General features: G+C 66.3%; 6 protein-coding genes. 3 read left to right on the top strand and 3 right to left on the bottom strand.

The window, feature by feature from the left end; translation table 11 throughout:
* Positions 1–56: 56 nt before the first annotated feature.
* The 3 genes from OS124_RS0100190 to OS124_RS0100180 are packed head-to-tail and all read right to left on the bottom strand — an operon-like array spanning position 57 to position 5,361.
* Positions 57–1,589 (bottom strand): tripartite tricarboxylate transporter permease, encoded by a 1,533-nt coding sequence (locus OS124_RS0100190; protein WP_010137218.1) that lies wholly within the window; start codon positions 1,587–1,589, stop codon positions 57–59.
* A 7-nt stretch (positions 1,590–1,596) separates the two neighbouring features.
* Positions 1,597–2,040, bottom strand: coding sequence for a tripartite tricarboxylate transporter TctB family protein (locus OS124_RS23250; protein WP_010137216.1), 444 nt, complete (start codon positions 2,038–2,040; stop codon positions 1,597–1,599).
* 24 nt (positions 2,041–2,064) lie between these two features.
* Positions 2,065–5,361 carry a carboxyl transferase domain-containing protein gene (locus OS124_RS0100180; RefSeq protein WP_010137215.1) on the bottom strand — a complete coding sequence of 1,099 codons (3,297 nt, stop codon included), beginning with the start codon at positions 5,359–5,361 and terminating at the stop codon, positions 2,065–2,067.
* A 252-nt stretch (positions 5,362–5,613) separates the two neighbouring features.
* Here OS124_RS0100180 and OS124_RS0100175 point away from each other — a divergent pair, with 252 nt between their 5' ends.
* From OS124_RS0100175 to OS124_RS0100165, 3 genes are all read left to right on the top strand, one after another.
* Positions 5,614–6,594 (top strand): Bug family tripartite tricarboxylate transporter substrate binding protein, encoded by a 981-nt coding sequence (locus OS124_RS0100175; protein ID WP_010137214.1) that lies wholly within the window; start codon positions 5,614–5,616, stop codon positions 6,592–6,594.
* Positions 6,595–6,670: 76 nt separating this feature from the next.
* A complete protein-coding gene (locus tag OS124_RS0100170) occupies positions 6,671–8,848 on the top strand; it encodes an acetate--CoA ligase family protein (RefSeq protein WP_010137213.1) in 2,178 nt (725 codons plus the stop codon).
* Positions 8,849–9,073: 225 nt separating this feature from the next.
* A complete protein-coding gene (locus tag OS124_RS0100165; RefSeq protein WP_029375065.1) occupies positions 9,074–9,799 on the top strand; it encodes an IclR family transcriptional regulator in 726 nt (241 codons plus the stop codon).
* The last annotated feature ends 1,614 nt before the right edge of the window (positions 9,800–11,413 follow it).

The following is an 11,413-nucleotide window of genomic DNA, read 5'->3' as shown; positions in this document are numbered from 1 at the left end:
TTGTCAGCACGGCGACGTCGCCGTCGCGCTCGAAGCTCACGTAGTCTTGCGTCATGTCAGTTGCTTTCAGTTCGTTCCGTTCCGGCGGCCGTTTCGCGGGCCAGCCGTTTGCGTCGGGCATGCAGGGCCTGCCAGATGGACAGGGCCAGCATCAGCGCGGCGCAGGTCAGCAGCCCGGCGCTGATCGGGCGTTCGACGAAGATTGCCAGGTCACCGCGCGATACCAGCAGGGCGCGCTTGAAGTGCTCTTCGATCAGCGGCCCCAGGATGAAGCCGAGCAGCACCGGCGCGGTCGGGTAGTTCAACATGTTCATCACCATCCCGACGAGACCGAAGGCCAGGGTGACGCCGACGTCGAAGCCATTGCCCCGGACGGAATAGACCCCGATGCAGATCAGGAAGAGCATGGTCGGATACAGGATACGGTAGGGCACCGAGAGCAGCCGGATCCAGAGCCCGATCAGCGGCACGTTCAGTACCAGAAGGGCGATGTTGCCGATCCAGAAACTGGCCACCAGGCCCCAGAAGAGCCGAGGTTGCTGGTCGATGAACTCGGGGCCCGGTATGATGCCGTGGATCATCAGCGCCCCCAACAGGATCGCCATGACCGCATCGCCCGGCACGCCCAGGCTGAGCGTCGGGATGAAGGCCGCCTGCACCGAGGCGTTGTTGGCCGACTCCGGCGCCACGATCCCCTCGACCGCGCCCTTGCCGAAGCGGGAGGGATCCTTGGCTGCGCGGCGTTCGACCGCGTAGGAGACGAAGGTGGCCATCGACGGGCCCGAGCCGGGCAGGGCGCCGATGATCGAGCCGATGACGGCGCCGCGCGCCGCCGGCCAGGAGAAGCGCGACCAGTCATCGCGGGTCGGCAGCATCGAGCGATAGGTGATGTGCTTGGCCAGGACCTTCGGACGCTCGCGGCGGATCAGCATGGTCAGGATCTCGGACACGCCGAAAAGGCCCATGGCGATGGCCACCAGCTGAAAGCCCTCGGCCATCTCGAAGTACCCGAAGGTGAAACGCATCTGGCCCGAGTTGATGTCGGTGCCCGGGATGGCCAGCGCCAGGCCCAGGACGACCATGGCCAGCCCCTTCAGCGGCGACCCGACGCCCAGGGTGGACGCGGCGATGAGCCCCAGGAACATGGCGGCGAAATACTCGGCCGAGTTGAAGCTGAGGGCCAATTGCGACAGCGCCGGGGTGAAGAGCATCAGCGCGCAGATGGCGAAGACCCCGCCGGCGAAGCTGGCGATCGAGGTCATGAACAGCGCCACCCCCGCGCGCCCGTTGCGGGCCATGGGATAGCCGTCAAGGCAGGTGATCGCCGCCGTTGCGGTGCCCGGGATGTTCAACAGGATCGCCGCGGTCGAACTGCCGTATTGCGCCCCGTAGAAGATCCCGGCCAGCATGATCAGGCCGACCATCGGGTCGAGGTAGTAGGTCAGCGGCAGCAGCATCGAGATCGCGGTCAGCGCTCCGAGGCCCGGGAGCACGCCGACGAAGGTGCCGACGGTGACGCCGATGAAGCAGAACAGGAGGGCGTCCAGGCTGAGGGCCGCCGAGAAGCCTTGCAGGAGAGAGTCGAGCATGTCGCGGTCACCACCAGAAGGGATTGAGGGAGATGCGCAGCCCGACGACGAAGACCAGGTATCCCAGGGTTGCGATCACCAGCCCGGTGAGCGCTGCGCGGAGCGGGCGGAAGGGGGCATCTGCCAGTGCCGCCAGCACGACGACCCCCAGGGTCGCGGGAATGAGGCCAAGGGGCCGCGCTGCGGCGGCGAAGCACAGCATCGCCACCGAGACCGCCAGTACCGGGCGCCAGCTGAAGGGAAAGGGCCTGCGGGCGGCGAAGCCGCTCTCGATCACCAGGCCTGCGGAAAACCCGATCAGCGCCACGCCGATGGCGACCGGCATGTAGCCGGGCCCCATCCGTTTCAGTGATCCCAGGGAAAGTTCGCTGCCCTTGAGAACCATGAAGGCCCCCAGAGCACCAACCGACAGTGCGGCCAGAAGCTCTGGCCAGTTGATTTGTCTCGACATGTTCGGCTCCTCCCCAAGCCGCTCTTACCAGGCGTCGATCATTGGACGCTTGGAGTGCTTCGGCAGGCGCGCCTCGGGCACCGCCTGCATGGCGCGGGCCAGGACCGAGCGGGTCTCTGCCGGGTCGATCACCGCGTCGATGCTGAGGAAGGGCGCGATGTTGACTGCCTTGCCCACCTCGTACATTTCCGCCACGATCTCCTGGTAGCGCGCTTCCCGCGCGCTTTCGTCGGCGATCGCCTCAAGCTCCCTCCGGAAGCCGAGCCGTGCCGCGCCCTCCAGTCCCATGGCGCCGAACTCTCCGGAAGGCCAGCTCAGCGTCATCTGGCTGCTTTCGTGGAAACTGCCCCCGGCCATGGCCATTGCGCCAAGACCGTAGGCCTTCCGCAGGATGACCGAGAAGAACGGCGTGTTCAGGCTGGCTCCGACCAGGAACAGGCGGCTGAAATGGCGCACGTTGGCCCGCGTCTCGGCATCCGGTCCCACCATGAAGCCGGGGGTGTCGATCAGGCTGATCACCGGCAGGTCGAAGGCATCGCAAAGCTGCAGGAACCGCGCCGCCTTGTCGGCCTCGTCACGGTCCACCGCGCCGCCGTTCACGGCCGCCACATTGGCAAGGATGCCGCAGGGTTTGCCCTCGATCCGTGCCAGGGCGGTGACCAGGGCAGGACCGAAGCCGGCGCGCAGCTCCAGCACGCTGTCGCGGTCGGCCAGGGTTTCGATCAGCGGGCGCACGTCATAGGCGCGCTTGCGATCCTCGGGCACGGCGCCGCGCAGCTGGCGGGTGTCATTGGCCTCCCAGCTGTCGATCGGCCCCTGGAAGTAGGACAGGTACTTGCGGGCCGCCTCGGTGGCCTCTTCCTCGTCCGCGACCAGGATGTCGATCACGCCGTTGCGGCTGTGCACCGAGGTCGGGCCGACCTCTTCGGGCCGGAAGACGCCCAGGCCGGCGCCCTCGATCATCGCCGGGCCGCCCATGCCTATATTGGCGTCCTCGGTGGCGATCACCACGTCGCAGACGCCAAGCACGGCGGCATTGCCGGCAAAGCAGCGCCCCGAGACGATGCCCACCATCGGCGCCACGCCCGAGTGCCGGGCGAGTTGCCAGAAGGTCGGGTTGGCCAGGTTCACGCCGGGCCGGTTGTCGGTGTCGCCGGGCCGCCCGCCGCCGCCTTCGGCGTAGACCACCACCGGCAGCGCCGCGCGTTCGGCGACCTTCAGCAGCCGGTCCGTCTTGCGGTGTCCGATGTTGCCCTGGGTGCCCGCAAAGACCGTGTAGTCGTAGGACATTACCGCGGCGCGGCCCTTCTCCGCGCCGAAGATGTCGGCGTTGATCGTGCCGATGCCGGCCACCAGGCCGTCGGCCGGGCTGATCTTGCGCAGGTGCTCTTCAGGGTGGCGGCTGCGTTGCGCGGCAACGGCCAGCGCGCCGTACTCCACGAAGCTGCCGCTGTCGCAAAGGTCGTCGATATTCTCCCGCGCGGTGCGCTTGCCCTTGTCGTGGCGACGCGCGACTGCCTCGGGGCGCGCAGCGTCCAGACCGCTGTTGCGCCGCGCCAGGGCCTCGGCCAGATCAGGCCGGATCCGGTCGGGGTCGAAGGCGGCTTCCTCGCTGCGTGCCGTCCCGGCGATCTCGCCCGGCTCGACCACTACCAGCGCATCGCCTGTCGAGACGACCTCGCCCGCGCGCGCAAGCCGGCGCACATGGCCGGCCACATCTGCGGTGACCACATGCTCCATCTTCATGGCTTCCAGGACGGCGACAGGCGTGCCCAGGGCGACCGGTTGCCCCTCTTCCACCAGCAGCGAGACCAGCACCCCGCCCATGGGGGCCGCGATGCCGGCCAGGCCGTCCCCCACCTCGGCCCCGGTCGGAGCTGTCGCGACAGGGCTGTCCGAAACGCCGCGGTGGCTTTGGGCCGGAGCCGGCGCGCGGACCAGTTCGGCCACTCGGTCGTCGACCATCCGCGTGGTCACGGCCCCGGTGTCGACCTCGTCGAGCGCCAGCAGCTTGCGCAGGAAGCCGATGTTGGTTTCGACCCCGGCGATCAGGAAGTCGGACAGCGCCCGGTCCAGGCGCTGCCGCAGCGACGCCCAATCCTGGCCGCGCACGATGACCTTGGCCAGCAGCGAGTCATAGAAGGGCGAGAGCGTCAGCCCGGTATAGCCCGAGCCGTCGATGCGCAGGCCGGGGCCCGTCGGCACCTCGTAGGAGGTGATCGTGCCATCCGCGATCCGGGCCATGCCATCCTCGGACATGATCTCGGCGTTGACGCGGGCCTGCACGGCGAAGCCGCGGGGCGCGGGCAGGCTGTCCTGGGACAGGCCCAGATCGCCCAGGGTCTCTCCGGCGCAGACACGGATCTGCGCCGCGACCAGGTCGAGGTCCATGATCTCTTCAGTCACCGTGTGTTCGACCTGGATGCGGGGGTTCACCTCGATGAAGGCGTAGTCCCCGCGGTCCTCGTCGACCAGGTATTCGACGGTGGCGAGGCCGCGGTAGTTCACCGCGGCGGCCATGCGCACGGCGTCTTCCTGCATGGCTTGGGTCAGGGCTTCGGGAACCCAGGGACTGGGCGCGATCTCGAGAAGCTTCTGGTTGCGCCGCTGCACCGTGCATTCGCGGTTCCACAGGTGGACGATGCCGCCCTGTCCGTCGCCCAGGACCTGCACCTCGACATGGCGGGCGCGTTCGATCAGCCGTTCCATGTAGAGCGCGTCGTCGCCGAAGGCGGATTTCGCTTCTGCGCGGCAGCTCTTGATGGCAGCCTCCAGGTCTTCTGCCTGCCGCACCGTCCGGATGCCGCGGCCACCGCCGCCCGACACGGCCTTGACCATCACTGCGGTTCCCGGGGGCTGCGAAGTGAAGAAGGCCAGCGCATCCTCGGTCGAGGTCACGGTCTCGAGCCCCTCGACCACCGGCACCGAAAGCGACACTGCGAGCGCGCGGGCACGGGCCTTGTCGCCCAGGCGGGCCAGGCCGTCAGGCAGCGGGCCCACGAAGGTGATCCCCGCTTCCTCGCACTGGCGCGCGAAGGTGGCGTTCTCGGAGAGGAAGCCGTAGCCGGGGTGGACGAAATCACAGCCGGCGGACCGGGCCGCATCAACGACTGCGTCGATGTCGAGATAGGCCAGTGCTCCGCGCCCGGGGATGAGCAGCGCTTCATTGGCTGCGGTCACATGGGCTGCAGACCTGTCATCTTCGGGGTGAATAGCCACGCTGAGGATGCCGAGCTCGGCACAGGCGCGCGCCACGCGAATCGCGATCTCACCCCGATTCGCGATCAGGAGTTTCTTTCCGGACAGACTTTTTTCCTTCAAGTTTCAGCTCCTGGCAGGCGGTTTTCGTCACTGGTTGCGAACATGTTATCTCCCCCAATTCGTTCTTTTGAATAGAACATATGGTCTGAACTTGTCGCAAGAGCTATGTTTGGACATCTGGCGCTTTCGCGGGGAGAATTCAGTATTCTCCCTGAGTTTCTGGACCAAAGGGCATTGCCAGACGAGAAGATATGGTTATTTTTAGAACATGTGGTCTGTCAAAAAGACCATCGTGAGAATTTGGGAGGAACCATGAAATCTTCGAAAACGCTCGCCCTGGGCCTTGCCCTTGGGCTTTCAACCGCATCCCTCGGACACGCGCAGGACTACCCGAGTGAACCCATCAAGGTGCTGGTCGGCTTCAGCGCCGGCAGCTCGATCGACACCGTGGCCCGCATCATGGCCGAGAAGCTGACGGAGACGCTGGGCCAGCCGGTGGTGGTCGAGAACCGCACCGGCGCCAACGGGATGCTGGCGGCGACCGCCGTGGCCCAGGCCGATCCCGACGGCCATACCGTGCTGTTCTCGAACTCGAGCTCGATCACCGTGAACCCGACGCTGTTCAAGGACATCCAGTATCAGCCGCTTGAGGATTTCGCGCCGGTCACCAAGGTCGTCGAAACGCCGTTCATCCTGGTCACCAACCCCGAAAACGCCCGTACCGAGGGCGTGACGGATGTCGCATCACTGGTCGAGACCGCCCGCGCCGCACCGGGGGATCTGTCCTATGGCTCGGCCGGGATCGGCAACCTGATTCACCTTGCCACAGAGCTGCTGGCGCAGAAGACCGGCACCGAGATGACCCACATTCCCTACAAGGGGGCGGCGCCGATGGAGGTCGGGCTGCTCTCGGGTGAGATCGATCTGGCCTTCGACACACCCTCGGGAATGCCCCAGATCGATGCAGGCCGGCTGACCGCGCTGGCGGTGTCGGGGCCGGATCGCTGGCCTGGCCTGCCCGACACCCCGACGATGATGGAAGCCGGGATCGACGGCTTCAACGTGACCTTCTGGACCGGCGTCTTCATGCCGGATGGCACTGATCCCGCCATCGTCCAGACCTTCTACGACGCCATCGTGAGTGCTACCGAAGATCCCGACACCCGCGCAAAGCTGGAGTTGCAGGGCCGTCCGGTGGTGCCGACCCCCGAGGCCTTCCGCAGCCAGATCGAGGTAGAGACCGAGACCGCCGCCGAGATCATCAAGTCGGCAAACATCGTCGTTGGCCAATAAAGCCTGCAGCTGCTTCGGTGCGTGGCCGGCGGGAGCCGGCCGCGCAACACACTCCGCGAAAGAACAGAGATACCAGATGACGCCTCCCCGCCTTCGTCCGAGCGCGCAGCTCGACCGGCTCTTCAATCCCCGGTCGATCGCCATTGTCGGCGCCTCGGCCAACGCCAGTTCCTTCGGTGGCCGCTTCATGCAGAACCTGTCGGGGTTCGATGGGTCCCTCTACCTGGTGAATCCGCGCTATGACGAGATTGGCGGCGTGCCGTGCCATGCCGCCCTTGCGGATCTGCCCGAAGTTCCGGACTGCGTCCTGGTGGCGACCGGCCTGTCGATGGTCGAGGCGATCGTCGAGGAGGCCATCGCGGTCGGCGCGGGCGGTGTGGTGCTGATCGCGTCGGGCTTCGCCGAAACCGGCGACGCCGAAACCGCCGCCGTGCAGCACCGCATCGCAACCCGTGCACGGGAAAGCGGCATGCCCCTGGTGGGCCCCAATACCATCGGCTTCGTCAACTTCGCCTCGCGGGGCGGGGCCACGTTCCTCACCGGGCTTGACCTCGAGAAGGGCTTCGACACCCCGGCCGAGCGCCGTGCAATCGGCCTGGTCAGCCAGTCCGGCGCGCTTGGCCTGTCGCTGGCACAGTCGATGAACCGGGAGATTTTCTTCAGCCATGTCCTGTCCTGCGGCAATTCCGCGGATGTTGACGTGGCAGATTGCGCCAACTTCCTCGTCGACGATCCCGGCTGCAAGGTGATCGTCTGCCTGCTGGAGGGGCTGGCCGACCCGCGACGGATGGAAGAGGTCTGCCGCCGTGCCACGCTGGCCGGCAAGCCACTGATCCTGTGCAAGATGGCCCGGGGTACCTCCGGGGCCGAGGCGGCTGCCTCTCATACCGGCAGCCTTGCCGGATCCCAGGTGGCCTATCGCAGCATGATCGATCGGGCCGGCGGCATCATGGTCGACGATTTCGAGGACCTGCTCGAGATCGCGGCCTTCTTCTCCAAGGTCGGGGCGCCGTCGAGTGACGGGAGCATGGTCATCGCGACCTCCGGCGGGGCTGCCATCATGGCCGCCGACGCCGCTGAAACGGCGGGCGTTCCATTGCCACAGCCGGATGGTGCCGTCCTGGCGACCCTGGCCGAGCATATTCCCAGCTTCGGCGCGGTCCGCAACCCGGCGGATGTTACCGCCGAGGTGGTGAACAACATGGCCTCGCTGACCGCTTGCGTCGAGACCGTCCTGGCCGACAACAGCTACGGTCTGATCGTCATTCCGCATCCGCTGGCCTATGACACGGCAACCCCCCGGATCCAGCTGCTCGACGAGCTGGCGGGCAAGGCCGGCAAGGTGATCGCCATGGTCTGGCTTTCGGGGTGGCTGGAAGGTCCGGGCGCGGCAGAGATCGAGACCAGCCGCAATTTGGCGCTGTTCCGCTCCAATGCCACCTGCTTCACGGCGATCCGGTTGTGGGCCGACTGGCACCGCCGGCGGTCTGCGGCCGCAGAGCAGGCGCCGAGGCTGGTCGAAGAGGCCGCACGGAGTGCGGTGGCAGGCAAGTTGGCCGCTTGGGGGTCCTCCACGATCCCCGAGCGCGAGGCAAAGGCTCTTCTCGCCTCCTATGGTGTGCCTGTCACCGGCGACCGTCGCGCCGCCTCGGCCGAGGAGGTGCGCAGCGCGGCCGCAGAGATGGGGGGGCGCCTGGTGATGAAGATCGACAGCCCCGACATTGCCCACAAGACCGAGGTCGGCGGCATCGCGCTTGGCCTGCAGGGCGCCGAGGCTGCTGCCGCCGCCTATGAGAAGATGGTGCTCGCTGTCCGCACGGCCGCACCTTCCGCGCGCATCGACGGGGTGATCCTTCAGCACATGGTTCCCGAGGGGCTCGAGATCGTCGTCGGCGCCCGCGTTGACCCGGCCTTTGGTCCCTTGGTGCTTGTCGGGCTCGGTGGCGTCCTTGTCGAACTGATGGCCGACAGCGTAACGGCACCTGCGCCGGTGTCTGCATCGCAGGCGGAGGCCATGCTGGCGAGGCTGCGGGGCGCAAGCCTGCTGGATGGCTTCCGGGGGCAGCCCGCCGTCGATCGCAGGGCCCTGTCCGAAATCATCGCGCGGGTGTCCGAGTTCGCAGCCGATCATGGGGACGTCCTGGCGGAAATGGACGTGAACCCGCTCATCTGCCGGGGCGCCGAGATCATCGCGGCCGACGCCTTGCTGGTTCTAGGGACCCGGGAGGCAGAAGATGCAGCAACTTCCGCATGAGGCGGTTTGCGTTGGGTCGAAGGTCGGGCGTGCCGATCTCCGTGGAGCAGAGGGGGGCGCCGGTACATCCGGCGGCCCCGTCATCTGTACGGGGAACAAAGACGGATTGGTCGCCGCGGACACTTCTGATAGAAATTTCCGGATAACAAGGCCCAATCCCGCGGTTCAATGAAGACGGGTTCAGGCGTAATGCCAATTCTAGCCAACGCATAGGTCGAGGTGAATGTGACAGCCCAGGACAACACAGGTCCCGACAAGGATAAAGCATCGCGCGGTGTTGCAGCGGTGGACCGAGCGCTCTCGATCATCGCGGCGCTCGAGGCCAGCACGATCCCACGCAACCTCTCCGAGATCGCTCGTGCGACGGGGCTCTACAAGAGCACGATCCTGAGGCTGATGGAGTCATTGCAATCGGCCGGCTACGTGATCCGGATCGAGGAGTCCAAGTATGCGCTGGGCCCGACCATCATGCAGCTTGGCCTGGCTTACGAACGCAGCAACCCGCTGCGCCATCACTTCCTGCCGGTCATGGAACGTCTCGTATCGATCGGAACGGAAAGCCCTTCTTTCCACGTGCGCCAGACCGCGACCGAACGGCTGTGCCTGTTCAGGCTGGATTCGCATCACTCGACCCTGGACCGTGTGCATGTCGGGGATCGCTTGCCGCTTTATCGGGGCGCGGCAGGCAAGATCCTGCGCGCCTTCGGTGATCCGCCTGAGCAGGGCAGCGATATGGATTTGATCCGGCAGGAGTGCTTCGCCGTCTCGCTCGGAGAGAGGGACAAGCTTTGTGCGGGTATCGCCGCGCCTGTATTCGCTGGATCGGAGCGTCTGCTGGGGGCCCTGTCCTTCTCGGGGCCGAGGGAACGGTTCCGCGAAGAAGACATTGCTCGCATGCGGCCGCAGATGATGGATGCCGCTCGGGAGCTCTCAATCGGGCTGGGTGGGTAGGCCAAGGCCGCATTGACTGTGCGACGTGAGTTGCTCCGAGCAGCGAGGATGCCGTTTTGCTTGTTCCGAGTCATAGAGGCCACGATATGCGGCATCAGGCCAAGAGAAGATTGTAAGCGACCTGCCCTCCCCCGGCTCATGGAGAGGGGCTGCCTGGACGGGCAGGTGACAGAGCGTTTGAGCGTGAGCAGCTACGCCCGCGGCTCCCGTGAAATAGGGAACCCGGGGCGACGCGATGTTGTGAGGCTGAGAAAGAGGCCGAGATCCGGGCGTCTATGATGAACCTGAGAGCGTCCCGGAACCTGCAGAGGCCTAAGCGGAGCAGATCCGCGGGTCCGCCGGGCGCGCGGCAAAGCCAGGCGAGACGCGATCTGCGACTTTCAGATGTCCGGCGATCCGACGCCCAAGGTTGGCCGGCACGGAACGCTGTCGCCCCTCGGCTTCGAGCGACAGCAGAACCCTGTCCAGGACGTGCGGCCTGTTCAGGCCATCTGAGACTGATCCTGAGCTTGGTGTTTCGTGACGTTGTTCCGGAAATCCGACCGCACCAAGTGTGGGCAACAGACACTGATGGTGGATATCCTCTCCGCCAACTGCACATCGCAAACCCGAAAACAGGTCCCTCGCGGGGCGTTTTCCTATGTCCCAAATGGGGTTTCTGGGACCGTCCGGCCTTCTGGGGCTGGCCATCGGCGCGCGAGCGGCCTCTGAACGCTCAGCATTTCGTTCACCACCCCCCTTGGCCCCGGCGACATGGATCCTGCCCCTCGATGCAGTTCGATGGGGTGGGGGCTTCGCCCCGCGCCCGTGTTGCGCAGGTTCCGGCTTGTCGCAAAGCAAGCAGAGCCGACGCGGGCGGCGTGGTCCTCGGCATGCCTTGGGTGGCGCGACGTCTCCGGGCGGGGGCCGTTTCGACCCCTCGCCCGGAGCGATGTCAAACGAGGGCAGGGCAGATCAAGGGATGACCGGATCGTCCCCGGTTGCGTCCCGACGTCGGCCGACGATCATCTCCGTTCACTTCTGCAAGCAGGCTCTGCTTCGGCGCGGGGACCAGTCGCTCCTGAACCAAAGGACCGAAGGGCCGGTCGAGGTCAGGCACCGGTACATCAGAGCGGAGCCGATGAGGCTGAGGAAGGACCGGCTTTCGGAGTACGGGCCGGCGGTCAGTTTCGGGATGGCTCTGGTGGATACGGTTGCGCGCTGACTGGTCTGCGGCCCGGCGCGATCTGGGTGCCACCCTTCTCTGCGAGGAATGATCCGGTCCGGGACCGGGCTTCCTCGGGCCCAGGCCTTCTCTTTTGTCAGCACTCGGCTCGCGGTGCTCTGCCGTCGTGTGCTCTCGACGGCGAACGGGGGCCCGCTGCCGCCCCGGGGAGGCACGCGCCCTGGCGATCACCCGTCTGATTCACCCGTCTGACCAGAAGTCTCTTCTTCCAAGGCTGCGCATCGCCTCCCGCCGGGATTCGTCGCGGGTTCAAATGGGGCTCTTGAGGGCCTCTTGGCGTCGGGATTCGCGGGGGCGGCGGGCGCAATGAGCGCGGGCAGGCAGGCCCGGGTTGCGGATACCCCTTAAATTAAAGGCGTTGCGAGAAAATCTGGTGCGGAGTGATTTTT

The organism is Oceanicola sp. S124, assembly GCF_000220565.1.
Lineage (GTDB): Bacteria > Pseudomonadota > Alphaproteobacteria > Rhodobacterales > Rhodobacteraceae > Pseudooceanicola.
Note: the sequence above shows the minus strand (reverse complement) of the source record. Positions and strands in the feature narration are given on the sequence as shown.